Origin of the sequence: Pseudonocardia hierapolitana (assembly GCF_007994075.1) — a bacterium.
Taxonomy (GTDB): Bacteria; Actinomycetota; Actinomycetes; order Mycobacteriales; family Pseudonocardiaceae; genus Pseudonocardia; species Pseudonocardia hierapolitana.
On the sequence record NZ_VIWU01000001.1, the window covers coordinates 1,763,488 to 1,787,235 of the forward strand.

At 73.6% G+C, this 23,748-nt stretch carries 23 protein-coding genes and 1 pseudogene; 8 read left to right on the forward strand and 16 right to left on the reverse strand.

Going from position 1 to position 23,748, the window contains the following annotated elements; all coding sequences use genetic code 11:
• Nucleotides 1-19: 19 nt before the first annotated feature.
• From manD to FHX44_RS08325, 3 genes are read left to right on the forward strand one after another with little or no spacing between them, the layout of a single operon-like run.
• Entirely contained in the window at nucleotides 20-1,231 is a 1,212-nt protein-coding gene (manD, locus tag FHX44_RS08315; protein WP_147254948.1) for a D-mannonate dehydratase ManD, read from the forward strand.
• A gap of 10 nt (nucleotides 1,232-1,241) precedes the next feature.
• Nucleotides 1,242-2,597 (forward strand): MFS transporter, encoded by a 1,356-nt coding sequence (locus FHX44_RS08320; protein WP_147254949.1) that lies wholly within the window; start codon nucleotides 1,242-1,244, stop codon nucleotides 2,595-2,597.
• On the forward strand, nucleotides 2,594-3,619 hold the full coding sequence (locus FHX44_RS08325) for an L-idonate 5-dehydrogenase (RefSeq protein ID WP_147254950.1): 1,026 nt from the start codon (nucleotides 2,594-2,596) through the stop codon (nucleotides 3,617-3,619). Before FHX44_RS08320 ends, FHX44_RS08325 begins: the two co-directional genes overlap by 4 nt.
• On the opposite strand, the gene fxlM is transcribed toward FHX44_RS08325, so the two are convergent.
• The 9 genes from fxlM to FHX44_RS08370 form a co-directional block, all read right to left on the reverse strand.
• Nucleotides 3,603-4,838, reverse strand: coding sequence for a methyltransferase, FxLD system (gene fxlM, locus FHX44_RS08330; RefSeq protein ID WP_147254951.1), 1,236 nt, complete (start codon nucleotides 4,836-4,838; stop codon nucleotides 3,603-3,605). The genes FHX44_RS08325 and fxlM overlap by 17 nt on opposite strands.
• 66 nt (nucleotides 4,839-4,904) lie before the next feature.
• Nucleotides 4,905-6,026, reverse strand: coding sequence for a glutamate 5-kinase (proB, locus tag FHX44_RS08335; protein WP_147254952.1), 1,122 nt, complete (start codon nucleotides 6,024-6,026; stop codon nucleotides 4,905-4,907).
• Between the two features lie 37 nt (nucleotides 6,027-6,063).
• The gene (gene obgE / locus FHX44_RS08340; RefSeq protein ID WP_147254953.1) at nucleotides 6,064-7,530 is read right to left on the reverse strand and encodes a GTPase ObgE; all 1,467 of its coding nucleotides are present in this window, start codon (nucleotides 7,528-7,530) and stop codon (nucleotides 6,064-6,066) included.
• A gap of 81 nt (nucleotides 7,531-7,611) precedes the next feature.
• Nucleotides 7,612-7,869, reverse strand: a complete 258-nt coding sequence (gene rpmA, locus FHX44_RS08345; protein WP_147254954.1) for a 50S ribosomal protein L27 — start codon at nucleotides 7,867-7,869, stop codon at nucleotides 7,612-7,614.
• A gap of 12 nt (nucleotides 7,870-7,881) precedes the next feature.
• The gene (gene rplU, locus FHX44_RS08350; protein ID WP_147254955.1) at nucleotides 7,882-8,190 is read right to left on the reverse strand and encodes a 50S ribosomal protein L21; all 309 of its coding nucleotides are present in this window, start codon (nucleotides 8,188-8,190) and stop codon (nucleotides 7,882-7,884) included.
• 114 nt (nucleotides 8,191-8,304) lie between these two features.
• On the reverse strand, nucleotides 8,305-11,364 hold the full coding sequence (locus tag FHX44_RS08355; protein ID WP_147254956.1) for a translation initiation factor IF-2 N-terminal domain-containing protein: 3,060 nt from the start codon (nucleotides 11,362-11,364) through the stop codon (nucleotides 8,305-8,307).
• A gap of 177 nt (nucleotides 11,365-11,541) precedes the next feature.
• On the reverse strand, nucleotides 11,542-12,321 hold the full coding sequence (locus FHX44_RS08360) for a TIGR03936 family radical SAM-associated protein (RefSeq protein WP_147254957.1): 780 nt from the start codon (nucleotides 12,319-12,321) through the stop codon (nucleotides 11,542-11,544).
• A 32-nt stretch (nucleotides 12,322-12,353) separates the two neighbouring features.
• Nucleotides 12,354-12,539 carry a hypothetical protein gene (locus tag FHX44_RS08365; protein ID WP_147254958.1) on the reverse strand — a complete coding sequence of 62 codons (186 nt, stop codon included), beginning with the start codon at nucleotides 12,537-12,539 and terminating at the stop codon, nucleotides 12,354-12,356.
• 180 nt (nucleotides 12,540-12,719) lie between these two features.
• Nucleotides 12,720-12,935, reverse strand: coding sequence for a hypothetical protein (locus FHX44_RS08370; protein WP_147254959.1), 216 nt, complete (start codon nucleotides 12,933-12,935; stop codon nucleotides 12,720-12,722).
• Between the two features lie 96 nt (nucleotides 12,936-13,031).
• Here FHX44_RS08370 and FHX44_RS08375 point away from each other — a divergent pair, with 96 nt between their 5' ends.
• The 4 genes from FHX44_RS08375 to FHX44_RS08390 all read left to right on the forward strand — a co-directional run bounded on the left by FHX44_RS08375 (nucleotide 13,032) and on the right by FHX44_RS08390 (nucleotide 15,535).
• Nucleotides 13,032-13,952 (forward strand): hypothetical protein, encoded by a 921-nt coding sequence (locus tag FHX44_RS08375; protein WP_147254960.1) that lies wholly within the window; start codon nucleotides 13,032-13,034, stop codon nucleotides 13,950-13,952.
• A 333-nt stretch (nucleotides 13,953-14,285) separates the two neighbouring features.
• Nucleotides 14,286-14,486 (forward strand): DUF559 domain-containing protein, encoded by a 201-nt coding sequence (locus tag FHX44_RS08380; RefSeq protein ID WP_170308831.1) that lies wholly within the window; start codon nucleotides 14,286-14,288, stop codon nucleotides 14,484-14,486.
• A 54-nt stretch (nucleotides 14,487-14,540) separates the two neighbouring features.
• Nucleotides 14,541-15,116, forward strand: coding sequence for a TetR-like C-terminal domain-containing protein (locus FHX44_RS08385; protein ID WP_212612380.1), 576 nt, complete (start codon nucleotides 14,541-14,543; stop codon nucleotides 15,114-15,116).
• A complete protein-coding gene (locus FHX44_RS08390) occupies nucleotides 15,113-15,535 on the forward strand; it encodes a DUF6640 family protein (protein WP_147254963.1) in 423 nt (140 codons plus the stop codon). Before FHX44_RS08385 ends, FHX44_RS08390 begins: the two co-directional genes overlap by 4 nt.
• Nucleotides 15,536-15,604: 69 nt before the next feature.
• On the opposite strand, the pseudogene FHX44_RS08395 reads toward FHX44_RS08390, so the two are convergent.
• A pseudogene (locus tag FHX44_RS08395) lies at nucleotides 15,605-15,931 on the reverse strand (SRPBCC family protein); the annotation flags it as partial.
• Nucleotides 15,932-16,013: 82 nt separating this feature from the next.
• Here FHX44_RS08395 and FHX44_RS08400 point away from each other — a divergent pair.
• A complete protein-coding gene (locus FHX44_RS08400; protein WP_212612381.1) occupies nucleotides 16,014-16,829 on the forward strand; it encodes a helix-turn-helix domain-containing protein in 816 nt (271 codons plus the stop codon).
• Here FHX44_RS08400 and FHX44_RS08405 read toward each other — a convergent pair.
• The 6 genes from FHX44_RS08405 to FHX44_RS08430 are packed head-to-tail and all read right to left on the reverse strand — an operon-like array spanning nucleotide 16,790 to nucleotide 23,649.
• A complete protein-coding gene (locus FHX44_RS08405) occupies nucleotides 16,790-17,782 on the reverse strand; it encodes an isopenicillin N synthase family dioxygenase (protein ID WP_147254965.1) in 993 nt (330 codons plus the stop codon). The two genes, FHX44_RS08400 and FHX44_RS08405, sit on opposite strands and share 40 nt — an antisense overlap.
• A 45-nt stretch (nucleotides 17,783-17,827) precedes the next feature.
• Complete coding sequence (locus FHX44_RS08410) at nucleotides 17,828-19,141, reverse strand: amidohydrolase family protein (RefSeq protein WP_147254966.1); 1,314 nt, start codon at nucleotides 19,139-19,141, stop codon at nucleotides 17,828-17,830.
• Entirely contained in the window at nucleotides 19,138-20,010 is an 873-nt protein-coding gene (locus FHX44_RS08415) for an ABC transporter permease (RefSeq protein WP_147254967.1), read from the reverse strand. Before FHX44_RS08415 ends, FHX44_RS08410 begins: the two co-directional genes overlap by 4 nt.
• Nucleotides 20,010-21,059: an ABC transporter permease gene (locus FHX44_RS08420; RefSeq protein ID WP_147254968.1), complete on the reverse strand. Its 1,050-nt coding sequence runs from the start codon at nucleotides 21,057-21,059 to the stop codon at nucleotides 20,010-20,012. Before FHX44_RS08420 ends, FHX44_RS08415 begins: the two co-directional genes overlap by 1 nt.
• A gap of 53 nt (nucleotides 21,060-21,112) precedes the next feature.
• Nucleotides 21,113-22,603, reverse strand: a complete 1,491-nt coding sequence (locus FHX44_RS08425; protein WP_147254969.1) for an ABC transporter ATP-binding protein — start codon at nucleotides 22,601-22,603, stop codon at nucleotides 21,113-21,115.
• On the reverse strand, nucleotides 22,600-23,649 hold the full coding sequence (locus FHX44_RS08430) for a BMP family protein (RefSeq protein ID WP_170308832.1): 1,050 nt from the start codon (nucleotides 23,647-23,649) through the stop codon (nucleotides 22,600-22,602). Before FHX44_RS08430 ends, FHX44_RS08425 begins: the two co-directional genes overlap by 4 nt.
• Nucleotides 23,650-23,748 lie beyond the last annotated feature (99 nt).

Consider the following 23,748-nt stretch of genomic DNA (forward strand, 5'->3'; position numbering starts at 1 on the left):
ACAAGGAGGTTGTGGAACCGTGAGCCGCATCGAACGTGCCGAGGTGTTCGTCGCCTCGCCGGGACGCAATTTCGTCACCTTGCGCATCACGACCTCCGACGGCGTGACCGGCCTCGGCGACGCCACCCTCAACGGCCGCGAGCTGGCCGTCGCGGCCTACCTGCGCGACCACCTGGTCCCGCTGCTCATCGGCCGCGACCCCGCCCGCATCGAGGACATGTGGCAGTACCTCTACAAGGGCGCCTACTGGCGCCGCGGGCCTGTCACGATGACCGCGATCTCGGCGGTCGACACGGCCCTCTGGGACATCAAGGGCAAGGTCGCGGGCCTGCCGCTGTACCAGCTGCTGGGCGGCCGGTCCCGGGATGGCGTCACGGTCTACGCGCACGCCAGCGGCACCGACGTGCCGTCGCTGCTCGACGACGTCGCACGCTTCCTCGACCTCGGCTACGGCGCGGTACGGGCGCAGGCCGCCGTGCCCGACGTCGGTGGCACATACGGCGTGCGCAAGGGCGAGGGGATCTACGAGCCCGCCTCGACGGCGCTGCCCGACGAGCAACCCTGGGACACCGAGGCCTACCTCGGCTTCGCGCCGACCTACCTGGAGGCGGTGCGGGAGCGCTTCGGGTTCGGCTTCCACCTGCTGCACGACGTGCACCACCGGCTCACCCCGATCGAGGCGGCGCGGTTCGGCAAGCGGGTGGAGGAGTGCCGACTGTTCTGGATGGAGGACCCGACGCCCGCGGAGAACCAGGAGGCGTTCCGGCTCATCCGCCAGCACACCACCACCCCGATCGCCGTCGGGGAGGTGCTCAGCTCGATCTGGGACGTCCAGCAGCTGATCACCGAGCAGCTGATCGACTACGTGCGCACCACCGTGGTCCACGCAGGCGGGATCACCCACCTGCGGCGGATCTTCGACCTCGCCGCGCTCTACCAGGTGCGCACCGGCTCGCACGGCGCCACCGACCTCTCCCCCGTCACGCTGGCCGCCGCCGTGCACCTCGACACCGCGGTGCCCAACTTCGGCATCCAGGAGTACATGCCGCACGCGCAGGAGACCCTGGACGTCTTCCACTCCGGCGTGCGGTTCGCCGACGGGATGCTCGTCCCGTCCGAGGAACCCGGCCTCGGCGTCGAGTACGACGCCGAGGCGGCCGCCCGCTTCCCCTACGAACCCCGCTACCTGCCCGTCGCGCGCCGGCTCGACGGCTCCGTGCACGACTGGTGAGGAGGCCTTCATGACCGAGAGCACGAAGGCGGGACCCGTCACGCGGACGACGCGGGACCTGGCCAAGGCCGCCACGTCCGGGTGGCTCGGCACGGCGATGGAGTTCATGGATTTCCAGCTCTACTCGCTGGCAGCCGCCATCGTCTTCAACGAGCTCTTCTTCCCCGACGTCAGCCCCGCGATCGGGCTCATCGCCGCCATGGCCACCTACGGCGTCGGGTACGTGGCACGGCTCGCGGGAGCGATCTACTTCGGACGGATGGGCGACCGCATCGGGCGCAAGCGGGTGCTGTACCTGACGATCCTGCTGATGGGCGCCTCCACCACGCTGATCGGCGCGCTTCCGACGTACGCGCAGATCGGCATCCTCGCGCCGATCCTGCTGGTCGCACTGCGGCTGGTCCAGGGTTTCGGGGCGGGCGCCGAGATCGCGGGCGCCACCGTGATGCTCGCCGAGTACGCGCCGGTGCGCCGCCGCGGCCTGATCGCCTCGCTGGTGTCGCTGGGCACCAACTCCGGCACGCTCGCCGCGTCCGCACTCTGGGCGTTCCTGCTGGCCGTGCTGTCGGACGAGCAGCTGCTGTCGTGGGGCTGGCGCCTCCCGTTCCTCCTCAGCTTCGTGCTGATGATCTTCGCGGTGTGGCTGCGCCGGAGCCTCAAGGAGAGCCCGGTGTTCGAGGAGCGCGCCGACGTCGTCGACGGCCGGGCGCTGCGTCGTGCCGAGGTGGAAGGCAGCAGTGCGCTGGAGGCCGGCCTGCAGCAGCGCAAGGGCAAGGCGTTCTTCCTCGCGCTTGGCCTGCGGTTCGGGCAGGCAGGCAACTCGGGCCTGGTGCAGACATTCCTCGTCGGCTACATCGCCTCGACGCTGCTCATCGACCGGTCCGTCCCGACCGACGCGATCATGTACGGGTCGCTGCTCGGGTTCGCCACGGTGCCGATCCTCGGGCTGCTGGGCGACCGGTTCGGCCGCCGCCCGATGTACATCGGCCTCTCCGTCCTGACCGCCGTGCTCGCCTTCCCGCTGCTCCTGCTGATCACCAGCGGCAACACGGTCGCGCTGGTGATCGGCATGATCCTCGCGCTCAACATCGGGGTGCTCGGCCTGTTCTCGTTGGAGAGCGTCACGATGGCCGAGCTCTTCGGCGCCCGCACGCGGTTCACCCAGCTCGCGCTGGCCAAGGAGATCGGCGGGATACTCGCCACGGCGATCGGGCCGGTCGTCGCGGCCACCCTCACCGCGGTCACCGGCAGCTGGTGGCCGATCGCCGCGATGCTCGTCGCCTACTCCCTGATCACGCTCGTCGCCACCGTGCTCTCCCCCGAGACGCGCGGGCGCGACCTGGTCGCGCTGGAGGACGCCGCATGAGAGCCGTTGTCGTGCACGCCGCGGGGGACGTCCGGATCGACGAGCGGCCGGACCCGCGGCCCGGCCCCGGCGAGGTGCTGCTGGCGATGGAGTGGGGCGGCATCTGCGGCTCCGACATCGCCTACTTCCGGCACGGCGCCACCGGCACCGCCGTGCTGCGCCACCCGCTCGTGCTCGGGCACGAGGTGGCGGGGCGCGTCGCGGCGATCGGGCCCGGCGTCGACGGGGTCGCCGAGGGGGACGCCGCCACCGTCCACCCGGCCACCCTCGTCGGCGACCCGCGTCTGCCGGACCGGATCGCCGGGCGCACCAACCTGCACCCGTGCGTCCGCTACTTCGGCTCGGCCGCGCTCGACCCGCACACCGACGGCGGGTTCAGCGACTACCGGGTGGTCCGCGCCGACCAGATCCGCCTCCTGCCCGACGGCGTGAGCACCGAGCACGGCGCCCTCGCCGAACCGCTCGGCGTCGCGCTGCACGCCGTGCACCGGGCGGGTGACGTCAGGGGCAGGACGGTGCTGGTGAACGGGGCCGGTCCGATCGGCTCGCTGGTGGTGGCGGCCGCGAAGCACCGCGGTGCGGCCGCCGTGGTGGCCTCCGACGTCGCGGCGCCCGCGCTGGCGGTGGCGGCCGCGATGGGCGCCGACACCACGATCGACCTCACCGAGAGCGCCCTCCCCGAGGACGTCGAGGTGGTGATCGAGGCGTCCGGCGCGGCGGCGGCCATCGGCGCGGTCCTGCGGGCCACCGCTCGCGGCGGCACGCTGGTGCAGGTCGGAAACCTGCCCGGCAGCGCGGTGTCGGCGGTGCTGGGCGACCTGGTGACCCGCGAGATCACCTGGGTCGGCTCCTACCGCTTCGTCGACGAGATCGACGACGCCCTGCACGCCATGCGCGACGGCCTGGACGTCTCGCCGGTGATCACCCACCGGTACCCCCTCGACCAAGCGGAGAAGGCCCTCAACACCGCGGCGGACCGCAGCACCGGGAGCAGCAAGGTCCTCCTCAACCTCGCCGGATAGCACTGCTCGAGGCCCGAGGGTGTTCGGCCAGCACCCGGCAGTGCTTCTTGACGATCACCTGCGGCGCCGGCAGCGCAGGGGCGTCCACTCCCGTCGGCACGACGGTCAGCCGCCAGTCGGCGGCGCCCGGGCGCCCGGCCGCCGCCCACTCGTCCAGCGCAGCCAGGAGGCGATCGCCGAGCGCGGCACCGCCGGGTCCGAACTCGCGCACGGCCACCGCTCCCGGCCCGGGCCCCGGCGGCCCGGCCAGCACCACCGCGGCCACGCCGTCCTCGGCCGCCAGCGCCACGGTGCCGCCGGTGGAGCCGAGCGGGAACAGGTCGTCGGGGAGGCCGGTCTCCGGCTCCGCCGCCAGCAACCGGCCTGCGCCCGGCTCGGTCAGGGCGAGCCACAGCCCGAACCCGTCCCAGACGTCCACCGCGCCCAGCGGCACCGGCGCCGCACGCCGCTCCCGCGGATCGGCCAGCACGGAGGCCACCGCGGCGAGGTCCGGCTCCGGGTAGTCGTCCGGCGTCTGGAGCGCGACGCCCAGCTCCTCCACCAACCGGTTCGAGTCCGCGCGCGCGGCCGCCCCGCGCAGCCGGATGAACGCACAGCTGCGCACCGAGTCGCAGCGGAGCACCCCGTCGGGTCCCAGGTCCAGTGCCACCGAGAGCTGGCTGCCGCGCACCGCGAGCGGCAGCAGCAGCCGCCCACCCGGCACGAGCTGGCTCACCCACTCGGGCTGCACGTCGTCGCTGCCCACGGTGAGCACGATCCGGTCGTACGGCGCGCCGGGCGGGTGGCCGTGGGCGCCGTCGGCCGCCACCAGGTCCACGCCGGAGACCTGCGCGGACGCCAGGTGCACGGCGGCCCGGTCGACGAGCTCCTCGTCGATGTCGACGGACGTGACCGCGCCCGCCGGGCCCACGATCCGGGACATCAGCGCGGCGTTGTAGCCCGTGCCTGCGCCGATCTCGAGCACGCGGTGGCCGGGCCGCAGGTCCAGCTGCTCGAGCATGATCGCCATCATCGAGGGCTGCGACGCCGAGCTCGTGGCGACGCCGGCGGTGAACTGCACGGCCACGGCCTCGTCGGCGTAGGCGTCCGCGACGGCGAGACCCGGCAGGAACAGGTGGCGCGGAACGGTCCGGAACGCCTCCTCCACGGCGGCCGAGCGGACCCTGCCCGCCGTGCGCAGGGCGTCGACCATCCGCGTACGAGCCCGCTCTGCGTCCATCAAGGGGAGTTTGACGCCCGGATCCGGCCCCGACAACTCATGACCCCCGACCGCCTCCCGGCCGGTTCAGGAGGTCATCGGCACCAGGTCGTCGGCGTGCACCACCTCGCGGCGCTGCTCTGGGGCGAGGTCGCGGGTGCGGCGGCCGATCAGCTCCGGCAGCTCCGCGGCGTCGAAACCGACCACCCCACGCGCGACGACCACGCCGTCCGGGTCCATCAGGTCGACGACGTCGCCCGCGACGAAGTCACCCGAGATGCCGTGGATGCCGGCCGCGAGCAGCGACCGCCTGCGGCCGATCACCGCCGCAACGGCGCCGGCGTCCAGATCGAGCGCGCCGCGCACGTCCGCGGCGTGCCGCAGCCAGAACCGCCGCGCCGACATGCGCCGTCCCGACGGGCGGAACGCGGTGCCGACCTTCGGCCCCGCCTCGGCCACGTCCAGCGCCGCGACGACGTCGTCGGCCGAGGCGAGCAGCACCGGGATGCCCGCGGCGGCGGCCATCGCCGCCGCGGTGATCTTGGTGGCCATGCCGCCGGTGCCGAGCGAATCGGCCCGTGCCCGCGCCACCCGCACCGCCTCCAGGTCGGCCGGGGCGTCCACCTCGGACAGCAGGCGGGAGCCGGGGAGCCGCGGATCGCCGTCGTAGAGGCCGTCGACGTCGGAGAGCAGGACGAGGCCGTCGGCGCCGATCAGGTGCGCCACCAGCGCGGCGAGCCGGTCGTTGTCGCCGACCCGGATCTCGTCGGTGACCACGGTGTCGTTCTCGTTGACGACGGGCAGCACGCCGAGCCCGAGCAGCCGCTCCAGGGTGCGCTGGGCGTTGCGGTAGTGCGCGCGACGGATCATGTCGTCCGCGGTGAGCAACACCTGCCCGATCGGCTGCCCGTGCCGCGCGAAGGCGGCGGCGTACGCCTCGGCGAGCAGCAGCTGGCCGACGGACGCCGCGGCCTGCTGCGTGGCGAGGTCGCGGGGACGGCGGGTGAGCCCGAGCGGGGCGAGCCCGGCCGCGATCGCCCCGGACGAGACCAGCACCACCTGGCTCCCGCCCTCCCGCCGCGCGGCGAGGGCGTCGACGAGCGCCTGGAGTCGCGCCGGATCGAGGCCCCCGTCGAGGCTGGTGAGCGAGGAGGAGCCGACCTTCACGACGACGCGCCGCGCGGCGGCGATCCGGGCGCGGGTGCTCACGCCTGCCCTCCCCCGCGTGCGTACGCTGGCCGCGGCATCACTCGTCCTCGTCCGCTGCGGCCCACAGTTCCTCGTCCGAGTGGTGACGGCGACGCTCTGCGCGCGCGGCCTTCCGCTCGGACGCGCTGGTGCGACCGCTCTGCTCCAGCCGCCGGTCGGTGCCGCGGCCGGACATCATCACGGCCACGCCGGAGGGAGTGCTCGGTTCCCAGTCGAACGTGACGTCGCCGATCGTGACCGGGCAGCCCGGCTGGGCGCCCGCCTCGGCGAGGGCGTCCTCCACCCCGAGGCGGGCGAGGCGATCGGCGAGGTAGCCGACGGCCTCGTCGTTGTCGAACGCGGTCTGGCGGATCCAGCGCTCGGGCCGGGCGCCGCGGACGATGAAGCCGCCGGGCAGCTCCGGGTCGGGCTCGATCGTGAAGCCGGAGTCGTCCACTGCCTGCGGGCGCAGCACGATGCGCGTGGGCTCGGCCACCGGCTGGGCGGCACGGTGGGCGCGGACCTGTTCGGCCATCGCGAACGACAGCTCGCGCAGCCCCGCCCGGGAGGCGGTGGAGATCGGGTAGACCGGCCAGCCGTAGCGCTCCTCGAGGTCGGCCTTGACCAGCTCTGCCATCTCGGCCGCGTCCGGCACGTCGACCTTGTTGAGCGCGATCAGCCGCGGCCGGTCGGCGAGCTCGCCGCCGAGTGCGGGTGTGTAGCGGATCAGCTCGTCCTCGAGGGCCTGCACGTCCGACACCGGGTCGCGGCCAGGCTCGTAGGTGGCGCAGTCGACGACGTGCACCAGCACCGAGCAGCGCTCGATGTGGCGCAGGAAGTCCAGCCCGAGGCCGCGCCCCTCCGACGCGCCCGGGATGAGGCCGGGCACGTCGGCGACGGTGAACACGTCCTCCCCCGCGGTGACCACGCCGAGCTGCGGAACGAGCGTGGTGAACGGGTAGTCGGCGATCTTCGGCCGCGCCGCGGACAGCGCCGCCACCAGCGACGACTTGCCCGCCGACGGGAAGCCGACCAGCCCGACGTCGGCCATCGAGCGCAGCTCGAGCACCAGGTCGCGGCTCTCGCCCGGCTCGCCGAGGAGCGCGAACCCGGGCGCCTTGCGGGCCGACGAGGCGAGGGCGGCGTTGCCCAGGCCACCGCGCCCACCTGCCGCGGCGACGAACCGGGTGCCGGCACCGACGAGGTCGGCGACGATCTCACCGTCCGTGTCGAACACGACCGTGCCGTTGGGGACCCGCAGCTCCAGGTCCTCGGCGTTGGCGCCGGCCTTGAACCCGCCCTGCCCCTGCTTGCCGTTGCGGGCCATGGCGTGCGGGCGGTGGTGGAAGTCGAGCAGCGTGTGCACGCCGGGGTCGACGACCAGCACGACGGACCCGCCGCGGCCACCGTTGCCGCCGTCGGGGCCGCCGAGCGGCTTGAACTTCTCCCGGTGCACGGAGGCGCAGCCGTTGCCGCCCGCGCCCGCCGTGGCGTGAATCACCACGCGGTCCACGAACCTCGACATCGACTCTCCTCACACGACAACGGCGGGCCACCACCCGGGCGGCCCGCCGTTGTCAGGTTCTACTGAAAGGGTGTGCAGGCCTCAGGCCTGCACCGGTACCACGTTGACGACCTTGCGGCCCTTCGCGTAGCCGAACTCGACCGAGCCCTCGACCAGCGCGAACAGCGTGTCGTCGCCGCCCCGGCCGACGCCGAGACCCGGGTGGAACTTGGTGCCGCGCTGGCGGACGAGGATCTCGCCCGCGTTGACGGCCTGGCCGCCGAAGCGCTTGACGCCGAGGCGCTGTGCGTTGGAGTCGCGCCCGTTGCGCGAGCTGGACGCACCCTTCTTGTGAGCCATGGTGTCGTCCTCCTACTTCGCGATGCCGGTGACCTGGACCTTGGTGAGCGGCTGGCGGTGGCCCTGCCGCTTGTGGTACCCGGTCTTGTTCTTGAACTTGTGGATGCGGATCTTCGGGCCCTTGGTGTGCTCGACCACCTTGGCGGTGACCGAGGCAGCCGCGAGCGCCGCCGAGTCGGTGGTGACGTCGTCACCGTCGACGAGGAGCACGGCCGGCAGGCTCACCTCGGCGCCGGGCTCGCCGTCGATCTTCTCGACGGTGACCACGTCGTCGACGGCCACCTTGTACTGCTTACCGCCGGTCTTGACGATTGCGTACATCGACGCACTGCTCCTGAAGCTCGGGGGTCATAGCACAGGGCACCCTGTGCGGGCCGCGACTGCTTCGGAGCGCGGCACTGATGTCCCAGGTTACCGGACGGGTTCGAGGGCCGGTCATGCCGGGTCTCCTCCGGCCTCGGCCGCGGGCGGGCCTGCCGGCCGTGACGCCGCCCGCCGCGCGCGCCGCGGCCGGGCGGCAGGGGCGGGCTCGGGCTGCGGCGGCACGGCCACCGGCGCGGGTGCCGCAGTGGCTTCCCCAACGGGCTCCGCGGTGGGCTCCGCAGTGACCGGCACCGTGAGCACGGCGGCGACGGGCGCGTCGCCCACCGTGGCCGTGGGCGCGCCCGCGGTGCGGGTGACCCGGCCGCGGCGGCGACGGGGCCGCTGCTCCGGCTCGCCCGCGGTCTGCTCGTCGGCCACCTGCTCGGGGATGTCGGGCTTTGCGGCTCCCTCGAGTGCAGGAGCCTGGGGCGCAGGCACCTCGGCCACGGCCGCGTCCGCGTCCGCGTCGGGACGGTCGTGCGCCGCGGCGATCGAGCGCTCGACGACGACCTCCTCGACCACGTCGGCGGCGACGTCCACCGGGCCGGCCGCGGGCGAGGTCTGCACCACGCCACGGCGAGCGCTGCGCCGCACCCGCCTGCCGGTGGGGGCTGCGGGCTCGGCGGCCGGGGCCTCGGCGGGCGGCGTGGGTGCCGGGTCGAGCACCGCGGGCGTGACGACCGGGGCGGGCGCGCCGACGTCCACGGCGGCCTCGGCGGTGTCCGGCCGGTTGCCGTTGCCATTGCCGTTGCCGTTGCCGTTGCCGGTGCCGTGCGCGATCGCGACCGGTTCGGCCTTGCGCACGTCGTGGCCGTTGCGGTCCTCGCCCTCACGGCGGCCGCGGCCGCCGCGGGATCGGCGCCCCTCCCGCTCGGTGCGCTCGAAGCGGTCCGGACGGGCGGGGGCGCTCACGACGGGCTCGGCGTTGACGATCACCCCGCGCCCGCGGCAGTGCTCGCACGGGGTGGAGAAGTGCTCCAGCAGCCCACCGCCGACGCGCTTGCGGGTCATCTGGACGAGCCCGAGCGAGGTGACCTCGGCCACCTGGTGGCGCGTGCGGTCGCGGGCCAGGCACTCGGTGAGCCTGCGCAGCACGAGGTCGCGGTTTGCCTCGAGCACCATGTCGATGAAGTCGATGACGATGATGCCGCCGATGTCGCGCAGCCGCAGCTGGCGCACGATCTCCTCGGCCGCCTCGAGGTTGTTGCGGGTGACGGTCTCCTCGAGGTTGCCGCCGGAGCCGGTGAACTTGCCGGTGTTGACGTCGATGACCGTCATGGCCTCGGTGCGGTCGATCACCAGCGTGCCGCCGGAGGGCAGCCACACCTTGCGGTCGAGCGCCTTGAGCAGCTGGTCGTCGATCCGGTACTCGGCGAACGCGTCGTTCGGCCCGACGTGGCGGTGAAGCCGCTCGGAGAGCTCCGGGGCCACGTGCCCGACGTAGTTGGACAGGATGTCCCACGCGTCGTCGCCCTCGACGATCAGGCGCGAGAAGTCCTCGTTGAACTGGTCGCGCACGACCTTGATGAGCAGGTCGGGCTCCTCGTAGAGCAGCACGGGCGCCTTGGGCTTGTTCGGGCCGGTGGCCTCCGCCTTGCCCTTGACGACCTCCCACTGCGCCTGCAGCCGACGCACGTCGCGCTCGAGGGCCTCCTGGCTCACGCCCTCCGACGCGGTGCGGATGATCACCCCGGCCTCGCTGGGGACGATCTCCTTGAGCATGTCCTTGAGCCGCTTGCGCTCGATGTCGGGCAGCTTGCGGCTGATACCGGCGGCGCCGCCGCTCGGCACGTAGACGAGGAACCGGCCGGCCAGGCTGATCTGGGTGGTGAGCCGGGCACCCTTGTGGCCGATCGGGTCCTTCGTGACCTGGACGAGCACGCTGTCGCCGCTGGAGAGCGCCTGCTCGATGCGGCGCTGCTTGCCCCCGAGCCCGGCGGCGTCCCAGTCGACCTCGCCCGCGTAGAGGACCGCGTTGCGGCCGCGGCCGATGTCGACGAACGCGGCCTCCATGCTGGGCAGCACGTTCTGCACGCGGCCGAGGTAGATGTTGCCGACCAGCGACTTCCCGGTGCTGCCGTCGCGGCTGCCGCCGGTGCTGTTCACGAAGTGCTCGACGAGGATGTCGTCCTCGAGCACCGCGATCTCGACGCGGTCGCCGCGCTCGCGCACCACCATCGCGCGGTCGACCGACTCGCGGCGGGCCAGGAACTCGGCCTCGGACAGGATCGGCGCCCGCCGGCGCCCGGCGTCGCGCCCGTCGCGGCGGCGCTGGCGCTTGGCCTCCAGCCGCGTGGAGCCGCGGACGCTCTGCACGCCGTCGCCCTCGTCGTCGCGCACCTCGCGCGGCACCCGCACCTTGGTGACCGTGTTGGGCGGATCGGCCTCGTCACCGCCGTCGGCGGCCTCGTCGCCCGGGCCCCGGCGGCGACGCCTGCGCCTGCGCCGGCGTGAGGTGCCCGACTCGCCGTCCTGGGCCGCCTCGTCCTGGTCGCCGTCCTCGGTGTCGTCCTCGGTGTCGCTGTCGCCCTCGCCGGACTCGTCCTCGGCGTCGGTGGCCTCGTCGGACTCGCCGTTGTCGTCGCCGTTGTCGTCACCGGTCTCGTCGTCGGTGCCGTCGGCGCCCCGGCCCCGGCCACGACCGCGGCGGCCACGGCGCCTGCGCCGGCGTCCGGTGGTCTCGTCGGTGTCGTCGCCGTCGTCCTCGGCGGTCGCGGCCTCGGCGGCGGGCTCGGGGGGCTCGACGACCGGTTCCGCGGCGGCAGGCGCCGGGCGGGCGGGGGCGGGGCGGGTGGGGGCCTGGAACAGCGGGGTGGGCGGGGCGAACAACGGCGCCAGCGGGGCACCGGGCTCGGCGACCGGCTCGCTCGTGGGCTGCTCGCCCTGCTCCGGCTCGTGCGCCTGATCGGGCCCGAGCTTGGCGGCTACCTGCTCGGCCACCTTCTTCTCGACACTGGACTGAGCGCTGCGCACCTCGACGCCCAGCGAAGCCAGTGCCGCGAGCACCTCACGGCTGGTACGTGCGAGCCTTCTGGCGAGCGCGTGCACCCGCATCCTCTCCGGCAGATCATCAAGGGCGGGTACGGTGACGGGCCCGCCGGATGTACCGGCGGGCGATTCAGTATTCGACATCCAGCTCCTCCGCCCCCGGGCGCCTCCGGTTCGGAGGCGGCCGCGCAGGGGCCACGTGCAGTTCTCTCGACGCGCTGCGCGACGAGCAATCCTCTGGTCTCGCTCCGCCCGGGGAGGGCGGTCACTCCTCGACGACGAGCCGGTCCGCCGGATCAGGCCCGGGTGGTGACCCGGTCTTCAGCCGAGAGGATCGGCCAGGTCGCCCCGATGGTCGAGCAGTCCCTGGGCCGTCCGGGTCGCCCTGGCGGGCGATGGCGGCCTGAGGCCCGCGACAACATCGAGTGCACCCAACACGTCGTCGGGTCGAACGGCGGGTGTCGTCTGCCGCACGACCGCCGTCAGTATCGCACAGACTCCCGCCCGATCGGGGGGCATCGCGCCCGCGCCACCCGACGGTGCCGCGTCCTCAGGGGCCGGATCCCGCACGTCCGCACGGACGAGCGCGGCCCGTACGTCGATCTTGCGACGCCCCGACGGTGTGACGCGTTCGACGACCACCGACTCCCGCTCGAGCAGCGCGGAGAGCGCAGCCCGCAGCTCAGCCGGCTCGACCCCGGGCAGCTCGACCTCCCAACTGCTGGCGTCGATCCGGTCGGCGAGCGCGGCGCCCTCCGCGACGGCGGCCTGGAGGACGTCCAACCCGTCGGGCAGGGCCGCGTCGAGGGCGGCCACGAGCGTCGCAGGGTCGACCGGGCGCGTCAGCCCGATCTCCACGTACTCGGCCTCGCTCGCGGTGCCGGTGGGCGCGGCACCGATCCACGACAGGCGCGGGTGCGGGCTGAACCCGTGCGAGTGGGCCACCGGGACCCCCGCGCGCCGCACGGCCCGCTCGAAACTGCGCGCGACGTCCCGGTGGGAGAGGAACCGCAGCCGCCCCCGCTTGGCGAAGCGCAACCGCACCCGCTGGACGGTGGGTGGGGCGGGGTTGGCGGCCTCCCCGGGACGCACACGAGCCATGGCGGGCAGTCTAGGCAGCCGCGCGAACCCGCTCAGTGCCGCCAACGGGCGGCGTCGCAGGCGAGCGGGTGGCCGGGGACACGACCGCTCCTGGGGTACGGCACCACGGCCCAGCGCGGGCTGCTCGGGCCGTCGAGCATCCGGCCCACGGCGCGGCCGAGGCGGCGGGCGGTTCGGAGCGCGCCGCCCCGGCGGTCGCCGGTCTCGTGGTGGGTCATGTCAGTTCCTTCCGTGGACCCGGCCGGATGCACCCCGGCCCTCCGGGTACGACGGCGGACACCGATCCGTTCGGTCCGCAGGCGCCGGCTCCCTCGACCCGGCAAGGCATGCGCAGCCGTGGTCCGAAGTAGCGGTTGTCCATGGTTGTGCCCGCGACGATGAGCAACCGATGCGGCGGATCATGGTCGCTCAGCGGCGATGCGGCGCGCCTGGACCGCGGCGCGGTAGAGGGTGCACGGCCAGAAGGGCGCGATCCGCACCTGCGAGCGGCAGCCGAGGCACCGGCCGTCCCGGCCGCTGACGTGCAGCTCCAGCAACGCGGCCCACACCTGGGGCATCGCGGCCAGCTCCACCGCGAAGGGCCAGTCCCGCCATGGCTCCTCGTCCTCGCGCACGCACCGAGCGTGGTGCCGCAGCAGGTCCATCGACACCCTGTGACACCGCGATCCCGCGCCGTGATTCCCGGTCCGACAGGGAGTACGTTCCCGGCCATGGTCGCCCGCTCCGCCCGGCTCCGCGAGCAGTTGGCCCTCGCCGAGTCCCTGCGCACCGACGGCCGGCCGTGGAGCGAGGTCGCCGCGGCCCTGCGCACCCGCTACGGGCTGAACGCCCGGGTCGCGATGCGGATCGCACACGGCTGGACACAGACCGAGACGGCGCAGGCGTGGAACCGCTGCTGGCCCGACGAGCCGAAGACGTTCAAGAACATCTCCTACTGGGAGAACTGGCCCAGCCCCACCGGGCACATGCCGTCGCTGCACGTGCTCGACCGGCTCGCACAGATCTACGAGTGCGACGTCGCCGACCTACTCGCCGGCTGGGGCGAGCACGGCGGCGGCCAGGGCTCCGACGGCGGCACCGAGCCGGAGACGCTTGCGTGGCAGGTGAGCAACCTCGACCTCCACCAGCTCACCCGCGCCGTCGCGGACTGGGCACAGCGGCTGCCGGGAGACCAGCGCCGCGCTCTACTGCTGAAGCTGAGCACGGCCGCGACCGTGGCGGCCGGCCGCACCGGCGGACGACCGCCCGTCACGCTCGGCCGAGGACCCGCACCCAACGAACTGGCTGGACCGTGGGCCAGTCGCTACACCTACGTCAGCACGGGCCGAGGCGCGGAACTCGAGGGCGTGCACCGGATCGAGCTCGGCGCGGCGGGAGGCCGGCTCGCCGGCAGGAGCGAGCCGACGGACACGGGCACGCTCGAACTCGACCTCTCCGTCGACGGCATGCTGGTCACGGGCAGCTGGACCGAGCGCACCGCACCCTCCGGCTACTACCGGGGCGCCGTGTACCACGGCATCGCCCAGTTCGTGCTCGACCCCACCGGCCGCTCCATGATCGGCCGCTGGCTCGGGCCCGACCGCCACTTCGAGATCGACTCCGGCCGCTGGGAGCTGCACCGGGCCGAGTGACGGGGCCAAGATCCGAACTTTCGGTTGCTCACGGCTCCCTACCATCAGCAACCGATACTGCGGATCCGACTCCAAGATCTGGGGTATCGGGTGTCCTTCCTTGGTCGCGACCACGACCGTGGAGAACCGAAACGGCGGATCATGGAACCGGAAGCGCGCCCCCGCCGTCCGTGCCGGGCATGTCCATCGATCTCACTCGCCCGTTCCGCGGCTCCGCCGCCGTCGCCGCCGGGCTCCTGACGCGGGGCCGACTCCGCGGCCCGCGCGCCGCACGTCCAGTTCGAGGTCGAAGCGGGTGGCCGAACCCGCAGGCTCGACCTGGCCTACCCCCCCGTGAACCTCGCGATCGAGTACGACGGCCGGGACCACCGCGAGCAGGAGCAGGCGCACCGGGATCTCCTCCGCGAGGCCGACCTCGTCAGGCTCGGCTGGACGTCCCTGCGGTTCGACGCCCGCACGGTCCACTGCTGTTCCGCCCGGATCGCCGGGACCGTCGCCTACGAACTCCGCCGCCGTGGCTACGTCGCCGCCTGACTCCGGTACAGTCTGTTCCACAGATATGGGACAACTTGTTTCAGAGTGAGGCTCATGGATCCGCGAGCAGTTCGCAGCCGGACCGCAGCGCTGGCGGCGGCGCGGGACCTCCTGATGGAGGAGGGGTGGCCCGGCGTCACGCACGTGGCCGTCGCCGAGCGCAGCGGTGTGGGGCGCACAACGCTCTACCGGCACTGGCCGGACACGCCGTCCCTGATCCGCGACACGCTGGCGCACCACATCGCGGTCGCCCACACGGAACCGACCGGCGACCTGCGCGCCGACCTCCTGCACGAGCTTGAGGCCAGCCGCGCGATGCTGCACGAGCCGGCCACCGACCGCGCGATCCGCGTCGTCGTCGAGCGGTCCGCGGTGGACCCCGCGTTCACCGAGATGAAGGACGCCCTGTTCCGGGCCGGCACCCGCGTGCTCCGCGACATCGTCGACGGCGGCAAGGAGCGGGGCGAGCTCCCCGCGCGGCTCGACACCGACCTCGCGGTCGACCAGCTCGTCGGGCCGCTGTTCTTCCGCCGCCTGCTCGCCAACCGACCCGTCCCCGACGGCTACGTGCCGGAGGTCGTCGATGCCTTCCTGCGCGCCCACAAGAAGAAGGAGAGGGCACAGAGATGACCTCCTGGCCCAGGATCGTCGTCGGCTCCGTCGCGGTGGTGACCGCGCTCGGCGCCCTGCTCGCCGACGTGGTGGTGCCCGACCTCGCCGCCCAGCACGCCTTCAACGACGCGTGGCCGCCGCACGCCAAGTTCCACGACGCCCAGTACGTCGTGATGTCGTTCCTGCTCGGCGCGCTCGGCCTCGCCCTCGTCGCCCGCGACCGGCTCGTCTGGGCCGCGGCGCTGCTCTCCACGCCGTGGCTGGGCATGCTCGGGGCGCTGCTGTTCCCGGGCACCGCCACCTACGACCCCGAGTTCGCCGACGACACGGTGTTCGTCCTCGGGCTGCACGGCCAGGTCTTCCTGGCCCTCGTCCTCCTGGTGACCCTGCTGGTGGCGGTCGCCGGAGACGCGCGCCGGCCACGGGTCGCCGCCTGAGCGACCTTCCAAGGTGCGCTTGATGACCTCGGTCCCGCGGTCCATGTTCGCCTGGAAACCGGGGCCGAGCTCGTCGGGTCGGACGTCGTGGGTCCACACGAACCGGCAGCCGCCGCCTTCGGGGACGACCCGCATCTCCGCGATGTCGTGCTCGGGCCGGACGTCACCTCCGAAGACGGCATAGCCGACGCGCCGCTCGTCGTCGTCGAGCGCGAGGAACCGTTCGCGAACGACCGTCCCGTCGGCGAACGTGACGACCCGGACGTCCCCGTCGGCCTCGCACCCGACGACGAACCCCGGAGCCATGCGCAGCGGTCCGGCCGCGAAGTCGCGGATCACGTCCCAGACGTCGGCGGGTGGTGCGGCGATGGAGATCTCGGTACGCAGATGTGCCATGCCACGAGCCTGGCTCCGCTCCCGGCCGAGGTATTGACGATCCTTGCGGGAGTTGTCGGACCCCGCACGTAGCGTCCGCAACGTGCTCTCGGTCGCCGAACTCGCCGCCCGGCCCGACTTCACCGTGAGCACGGTGGTGTGCCGGGAGCACCATCGCCGCTGGTCCGCCGCCGAGGTGCCGGGCGAGCACCGCCTGGTACTCGTCCGGTCGGGCCGGTTCCGCCGGACGAGCGCGCAGGGCCCCACCGATCTCGACCCGACGCTCGGATACCTCGCGCGGCCCGGGGTGGAGGAGCGCTTCGCCCACCCCGCAGGCGGCGACGTCTGCACGTCGATCTCCTTCGCACCCGCCCGGTGGGCGGCGCTGTGCCGTGCCGCCGCCCGCTCCGACTTCTACGTCGACGCGCAAGTCGACCTCGCCCACCGGAGGCTCCTCGCCACGCGGAGCGATCCGGACTACGCGCTCGCCGAGCAGCTGCTCGCCCTGCTCTCCGCGACGGTCGGTCTGCTCCCCGCCGGATCAGCGGGCGAGCGGACGCTCGTCGCGGCGGCCCGGGAGGCCATCCTCGCCGAGGTCCCCGCCGCCCGCGGTCTGTTCCCCCTCGCCGACCACCTCGCGGTCTCGCCCTACCGGCTGAGCAGGGCGTTCCCCCGCGAGACGGGCGTCTCGGTCACGCGCTACCGCAACCGGGTCCGCGTCGGGCGGGCGATGGAGCGCCTGGAGCAGGGCGAGCGCAACCTCGCCCTGCTGGCCGCCGACCTCGGCTTCGCCGACCAGGCCCACCTCACGCGCACCGTGCGCGAGCACACCGGCCACACGCCCGGCGCGCTCCGGCGCGCGCTCACTCAGGCCGGTGCTCAGACCGATTCCGCGGCCGCCAGGAGCGGGTTGCGGTAGGTGTGGGTGGCGTTGAGCCTGCTCATCAGGTACGGCCCGGCCTCCTGCGACTCGTACTTCGGCTCCTCGCCCGGGCCGAGGCAGGACTCGAGGCAGCTGATCTCCGCGTGGAACGGCGGGGTGACGAAGAGCGGCATCGAGTACCGGTCGGTCTGCGGCGGGTTCACCACGCGGTGCGGGTTGGACACCCAGCGGTCGTTGGTCCAGATCGCCATCAGGTCACCGAGGTTGACGACGAGCAGGTCGTCGGGGATGCCGACCTCGATCCACGTGCCGTCGCGCTTCATCACCTGCAACCCGCCCACGCCGTCGTCCGCGAGCAGGGTGACGGTGCCGTAGTCGGTGTGGGCGCCGCAGCCGAGCTGGTTCGGGCCGGGCTGCACGGTCTCCTGCGGCGGGTAGTGCAGGTGGCGCAGGTGGTACATGACCTCGCCGCCGGGCCGGTCGAGCAGGAACTCGTCGTGCTGGCCGAGCGCCCGCGCCATCGCCCGCTGCACGCGCTGCGCCGCCTCGATCGCCTGGGTGCGGTAGGCCTCCCATGCCTCCCGGAACGCGGGGTCGGCGGGCCACTGGTTCGGCCCGAACGTCGGGACGCCCGCCTGCACCTCGGGGTGGTCGGGGCCGTGCTCTCCGCCGGTGTCCAGGGACTCCTTGAGGTCGCCCGCGGTGTTCTCGTCGAGGATCTCCTCGGCGATCGGAACGTAGCCGCGGTGGACCGGCGACTTCGCGATCGCGATCTCCAGCTTCTCCTCCACCGGGAGCGCGAAGAACCGCTTCATCGCCTCGAACATCGCGGCCTTCACCCCCGGCTCCACGCCGTGGCCCGCGATGAGGAAGAAGCCGATCTCCCGGCAGATCCGGTCGATCTCCGCGGCCGCGGTGTCCTGCTCGGGGCTCGGCGGGGCACCCGTCGCGAACGAGGAGACGTCGACGGTGGGCAGCGTTTCGGACACGGTTCCTCCTGTGTTGGATTGCCTTCGCTTCGCTCCGGCGGGCTCCTATGTTCGATCCATGCGCCGGCGCACCGCGGCCGCGCGCTCGGCGGCCTCGGTGAGCACGGCGGCCTCGTCGAGGCGGGTGAAGCGCCGCTCGCGCAGCACCCACTCGCCGTCGCAGAGCACGGACTCGACGTTCTCGGACTTGCACGCGGTCACCAGCGCGGCCACGGGGTCGGCGGCGGTGGCGAAGTTCGGGGTGTACGGGTCGAGCACCACGAGGTCGGCCCGCTTGCCCACCTCGAGGGAGCCGACGAGCCCGCCCATGCCGAGGGCGGTGGCCCCGTCGATCGTGGCCATCCGCAGCACGCTCCCGGCCGGGAGCACGGTGGGGTCGCGCCGCACGCCCTTCTGCACGATCGCGGCGAGCCACATCTCGTCGATCATGCTCATGCGGTTGTTGGACGGCGCCCCGTCCGTGCCGAGCGCGACGTGCACGCCGGCGTCGAGCATGTCGGCGATCCGGGGCGTGCCGAGGATCTTGAGGTTGGACGCGGCGTTGTGCGACACCGGGCAACCGCGCTCGGCCAGCAACGCGATCTCCTCGTCGTCCACCCAGGTGGCGTGCACCGCGAGCAGGTCGGGGCCCAGCGCGCCGAGCCGGTCCAGGTGCCGCACGGTGGTCGTGCCGCGCGTCGCGACGGAGTGCTCGTTCTCCTCGGGCACTTCCGCCACGTGCATCTGCACCACCGTGCCGAGCTTCCGCGCCCGTTCCATCGTGGCGGTGATCAGTTCGTCCGAGCAGTTGAAGATCGTGCGCAGGGTGTAGGAGAAGCGCAGCAGGCCTTTCCCGTGCCAGCGCTCGACGAGCTCGTCCTGCGCGTCGAGCACCTCGGCGGTCGACTCCCGGTCGCCATCGGGCCTGCCGTCGCCGGAGTCCATGGCGCTGCGCCCGAGCAGCGCCCGGATCCCGACGGCGGCGATCCCGCGGGCCATCCCGTCGACGTGCCGGCCACCGGGGTCGGCGAGCAGCGTGCAGCCGTTGCGGACCTGCTCGATCGCGCAGACCAGCGCCGAGAGCTCCGAGTCGGACTCGTCGAGCGCGAGCTCGTACGGCCAGATCCGCTCGTGCAGCCAGGTGAGCAGGCCGACGTCGTCACCGAGGCCGCGGCCGAGCTGCTGGCTGGTGTGGCAGTGCGTGTTGACGAACGCGGGGATGACGATCCGGCCGGGCGCCGCGACGGTCTCCGCGGCCGGCCCGGCGGTGGGCGACGGACCGAGGTGGGTGATCTCCCCGCCGGTGACCTCGACGTACCCGGTGAACGGCTCGGCGGTCACCGGGACGACGAGCGCGGGCCCGATCCGCAGGTCGGTCATGTCCCGCCCCGGACGAACGGCACCGCGAGCGCAGCGGGCGTGCCGCTGCGGCGCGCCCGCACCATCAGCGCGAGCAGCGTGACCACGTACGGCAGCGCGAGGAACACCTCGTACGGGATCGCGGTGGCGGTGCCCTGCAGCCGCAGCTGGGCGGCGTCGCAGAGCCCGAAGAGGAGCGCCCCGGCCACGGCCCGTCCCGGCCGCCAGCGGGCGAAGACGACCAGCGCCAGCGCCACCCATCCGCGCCCGGCCGTGACGTTCTGGACGAACAGCCCGAGCGGACCGCAGACGAGCATCGCCCCGGCCAGCCCGGCGAGCGCGCTCCCCGTGACGGTGGCGAGCGTGCGCACCTGCGGGATGCGGTACCCCAGCGCGTCCACGGCCTCCGGTGCCTCGCCGGTGGCGCTGAGCACGAGCCCGGCCGTGGTGCGGGTGAGCAGGAACCACACCCCGGCCAGCACGACGAGCACGATCACGACGAGCGGCGCCATCGACAGGCTCGGGATCCGCGGCGGCGCCTGCCCGATCGTGTACGACTGCTCGAACAGGTAGGTGGTGGCGGAGACCGCGAACAGGGTGAACGCCAGGCCCGTGACGATCTGGTCGGCCCGCACCACCACCATGAGCAGCGCGAGCACCGCGCCGCACGCCGCGCCGGCCACGAGCCCGCCGCCCAGGCCGATCCACGGCGTGCCGCTGGAGAGGGTGGCGAGGTACCCGGCGAGCGCGCCGAACAGCATGGTGCCTTCGAGGCCGAGGTTGAGCACGCCCGCGCGCTCGCTGACCAGCTCGCCCAGCGCGGCCACGGCCACGGGGATCGCGAGCCGGATCGCCGCCGCGAGGGTGGCGAGGGTGAAGAGGGTGTCCATCAGTGCCTGCCCCGCCTGCCCGGACGTCTGCTGAGCGCGTCGCCGGCCACGAAGAAGACGACGATCAGTGCCTGGATCACGCCGACGGTCGTCGACGGGATGATGAACACGCGCTCGGCCTCGTCGAAGCCGACGGTGAGCCCGGCCAGTAGCAGCGCCGCGACGAGCACACCGAGCGGGCGCAGCCGCCCGAGCAGCGCCACGATGATCGCGGTGAAGCCGTAGCCGGTGGCGAACGCCGGCGTCATCCGCTCGGTCGTGCCTGCGACCTCGACGAACCCGGCCAGGCCCGCGAACGACCCGGCCAGTGCGAGTACCGCGAAGCGGGTCCACGCCGGACGGGCCTCGTTGACGGCCAGCACCTCGGGGTTGGCGCCGAGCACGTCGGCGCGGAAGCCGAAGCGGGTGCGCCGGAGCACCGCGGCGAGCGCGGGCACTGCGAGGAGGGCGAAGAAGAAGCCCAGGTGGATGGTCGTGCCGGGGATGTCGGGCAGCGCGGCGTCGCCCACCGGCCTGCTCTGCGGGGTGAACGAGCCGGGGTCGCGGATCCCCACCCGCACCGCCCAGGCGAGCCCGGCGGCCGCGACGTAGTTGAGGAGCAGGCTCGTGATCACGACGCTCGCCCCGAACCGGGCAAGCATCCACGCCGTGATCCCGGCCCACGCCGCACCGGTCAGTACGGCGACGACCAGCCCGCTGACCAGCAGCAGGAGCCCCGGCAACGGCGGGCCGAGCGTGACCCACGCCGTGCCCGCGAGCGCGCCGGCGATGTACTGGCCCTCGGCGCCGATCGTGAACACCCGCGCCCGGTAGGCGACGGCGATGCCGAGCCCGAGGAGGATCAGCGGCGTCGCGATCACCGCGGTGTCGATCAGCCCGCGCGTGCGCCCGAAGACGCCGAGCACCACCTCGCCGTACGCCGAGAGCGGCGCAACCCCCTCCACGGCCATGAGCACGCCGCCGACGACGAGCGCGGCGAGCACCGCCGCGACGGGGACGGTCACGAGCCCGATCCGGCTGTCCGGGCCGCGCAGGATGCGTGCGAGCACGCCGCCAGGATCGCGGCCTGCGGCGGGGGCCGACGCGGGGGGCCTGGTCATGGTCACGACGCGTGACCTCCCGCCATCGCGAGCCCGATGGCGCCGCGGTCGTACGGCGGCGTGAACGGCTCGGTGGCCCGCCCGCCTGCGAGCACGACGAGCCGGTCGGCCACGGCGAAGAGCTCGTCGAGCTCCGCACCGAACCAGACGACGGCGGCGCCGTCGGCGGCCGCGGCGAGGATCCGCTCGCTGATCATGCGGGCGGCCTCCGGGTCGAGCCCCCTGGTCGGCTGGGCGGCGACCACGAGACGCGGACCCTCCGCGAGCTCGCGGGCGAGCACCAGCTTCTGGGCGTTGCCGCCGGACAGGCTCGCCGCGGGCGCGGACGGCCCGCTGCCGCGCACGTCCCACTCCGCGAGGACCGGTTCGGCGCGCTCCTGACGCCGGGCGAGCGGCGGGCGCCGCCGGTCTCCGCGGCCCAGTTCGAGGTTGTCGGCGAGCGTGAGCGGCCCCGCGAGCGCGCGGCGGTGGCGGTCGGCAGGGACGTAGGCGATGCGCTCGGCCACCCGCTCCCGGGGCGCGGCCACCGGCACCGGCTTCCCGTCGACGGTGATGCTGCCCCGGTCCGGTGCCGCGATCCCGGCGAGCAGCTCCTCCAGCTCGGCCTGGCCGTTGCCGTCCACGCCGGCGACCCCGAGCACCTCGCCTGCCCGGACCTGCAGGTCGAGCGGCTTCAGCCGGCCGCGGGCCACGCCCTCCAGCCGGAGGCGAACGTCCCCATCCGAGGGGCGGGTGCCGGTGGACAGCTCCGTGGGCGCCGTGCCGACCATGAGCGTCGCGAGGCTCGCCCGGTCGTGCGCCGACACCGGTTCGCCCGCGCACACGACCGCACCGCGGCGCAGCACCGTGACGCGGTCGCAGCCGGCGAACACCTCCGACAGCCGGTGGGTGATGATCACGATCGCCCGGTCGTCCTCGGCGAGGGAGCGGCACACGCGCAGCAGCGTCTCCGCCTCCGAGTCGACGAGCACGGCCGTCGGCTCGTCGAGGATCAGCAGGCGGGCGTCGGCGTCGAGCGCGCGCAGGATCTCCAGCCGCTGTTCCTCACCGACCGAGAGCCGGTCGACGGGCACGTCCGCGCGCACCGGGAGCCCGTAGCGCTCCGCCAGCTCCTCCACCCGGCGGCGCGCCTGCCGGGCGCCGGGCCGCAGGCGACCCGACGGGCGGGCGAGCGCGAGGTTCTCCCCCGCGGTCAGCGTCGGCACCAGCGTGAAGTGCTGCTGGACCATCGCCACCCCGCGTTCCCGCAGGGCGCGAGGGCTGAACTCCTCCACCGGGTGCCCCGCCACCTCGACCGTGCCCTCGTCGGGGCGGTCGAGGCCGGCGAGGATCCGCATCAGCGTGGTCTTGCCCGCCCCGTTCTCGCCGAGCAGGGCGTGGACCTCGCCGGCCCGCAGCTCCAGGTCGACGCCGTCCAGAGCGGGTGCCCCGGCGCCGAAGCTGCGCCGGATCCCGTGGAGAGAAGCGGCGGGGGTCGCTGCGGTTGATGTCACTGGGTGTTCATCGGGACGGTGAACGCCCCGCTGCGGATCTCGGCGAGCTTCTGCTCGTAGGTCGCCATCACCTCCGCCGGGATCCGGGCCTGCCACGCCGGGTTGATCACGACGTCCAGGCCGTCCTTGGTCATCCCGACCTCGTAGTAGCGCGTGGGGTTGGTCTTGCCGGCGGCGACGTCGGCCACCATCTCCTCGAAGACCTTGTCCAGGTTCCAGGTGAACGACGCCAGCACCTGGCCCGAGAGCCCGGACATGTCACCCGTGTACCCGTTGGCCACGGCACCGCGCTCGGTGGCCGCCTCGATCTGGCCGAACGTGGGGCCCTGCCCGCAGCCGACGAACATCGTGGCGCCCTGGTCGGCCTGGGCGAGCGCCGCCTCCTTGGCCCGCTGCACGTCCGACCAGTCGCCGACGGCCACGAACGAGCCGGTGGTGTCGGGCCGCACGAGCTTCGCGCCCTCCAGGTAGGAGTTGTACATCGCGCGGCACACCGGGATGTCGAACCCGCCCGCCCCTGCGACGCTCCCGCCCTGCGTCACGCCGGCGCCGAGGATGCCCTCCAGGTAGGTGGCCTCCCAGAACGGCTGCGAGTAGTCGGCGACGTTGTCCTTGACGTCGCCGAAGCCGCCCGCGTAGGCGAAGATCGTGTTCGGGAACTCGGACGCGACCTGCTTCACGTCGTCGCCGTAGTTGAACGAGTGGGCGACGATCGGGTTGTAGCCCTGCTCGGCGAAGCTGCGCAGCGCGCGCACGCCGTCCGCGCCCGGGTTCACGTTCTCCTGCACGGCGAAGTCGGCGATCACGCCGGCGTCCTTGAGCTTCTGCGCGCCGGTGAGCGCCGCCTCGCCCCAGGACCCGTCCTTGAACTGCGGGTAGTAGACGATCGCGAGCCGCGGCTTGTCCGACGCCGCCGCATCGCCGTCCGCCGGCGCGGTGTCGCGGCGGCCGGCGTCACCACAGCCGGCCAGGACGAGCAGGGCGGCCGCGGCGGTGACCGCGAGCAGGGCGCGCCAGCGCCGCCGGAGACGGGGGGTGGAAGGCATCGGCGGTGTCCTTCGGTTCGGGGAGGATCCGAACGCTAGGTCGGGGCCGTCACGTTCGGGTGTCGTCTTGTTTCCGACATGTTGCGAATTCTCAGAGAA

What these genes read in the sequence shown, in the direction of transcription:
- FHX44_RS08320 (WP_147254949.1), top strand. Translation starts at nt 1,242, where the DNA reads ATGACCGAGAGCACGAAGGCGGGACCCGTCACGCGGACGACGCGGGAC.
- FHX44_RS08325 (WP_147254950.1), top strand. Translation starts at nt 2,594, where the DNA reads ATGAGAGCCGTTGTCGTGCACGCCGCGGGGGACGTCCGGATCGACGAG.
- fxlM (WP_147254951.1), bottom strand. Translation starts at nt 4,838, where the DNA reads ATGGACGCAGAGCGGGCTCGTACGCGGATGGTCGACGCCCTGCGCACG.
- obgE (WP_147254953.1), bottom strand. Translation starts at nt 7,530, where the DNA reads ATGTCGAGGTTCGTGGACCGCGTGGTGATTCACGCCACGGCGGGCGCG.
- rpmA (WP_147254954.1), bottom strand. Translation starts at nt 7,869, where the DNA reads ATGGCTCACAAGAAGGGTGCGTCCAGCTCGCGCAACGGGCGCGACTCC.
- rplU (WP_147254955.1), bottom strand. Translation starts at nt 8,190, where the DNA reads ATGTACGCAATCGTCAAGACCGGCGGTAAGCAGTACAAGGTGGCCGTC.
- FHX44_RS08355 (WP_147254956.1), bottom strand. Translation starts at nt 11,364, where the DNA reads ATGTCGAATACTGAATCGCCCGCCGGTACATCCGGCGGGCCCGTCACC.
- FHX44_RS08360 (WP_147254957.1), bottom strand. Translation starts at nt 12,321, where the DNA reads ATGGCTCGTGTGCGTCCCGGGGAGGCCGCCAACCCCGCCCCACCCACC.
- FHX44_RS08365 (WP_147254958.1), bottom strand. Translation starts at nt 12,539, where the DNA reads ATGACCCACCACGAGACCGGCGACCGCCGGGGCGGCGCGCTCCGAACC.
- FHX44_RS08375 (WP_147254960.1), top strand. Translation starts at nt 13,032, where the DNA reads ATGGTCGCCCGCTCCGCCCGGCTCCGCGAGCAGTTGGCCCTCGCCGAG.
- FHX44_RS08385 (WP_212612380.1), top strand. Translation starts at nt 14,541, where the DNA reads ATGGATCCGCGAGCAGTTCGCAGCCGGACCGCAGCGCTGGCGGCGGCG.
- FHX44_RS08390 (WP_147254963.1), top strand. Translation starts at nt 15,113, where the DNA reads ATGACCTCCTGGCCCAGGATCGTCGTCGGCTCCGTCGCGGTGGTGACC.
- FHX44_RS08410 (WP_147254966.1), bottom strand. Translation starts at nt 19,141, where the DNA reads ATGACCGACCTGCGGATCGGGCCCGCGCTCGTCGTCCCGGTGACCGCC.
- FHX44_RS08415 (WP_147254967.1), bottom strand. Translation starts at nt 20,010, where the DNA reads ATGGACACCCTCTTCACCCTCGCCACCCTCGCGGCGGCGATCCGGCTC.
- FHX44_RS08430 (WP_170308832.1), bottom strand. Translation starts at nt 23,649, where the DNA reads ATGCCTTCCACCCCCCGTCTCCGGCGGCGCTGGCGCGCCCTGCTCGCG.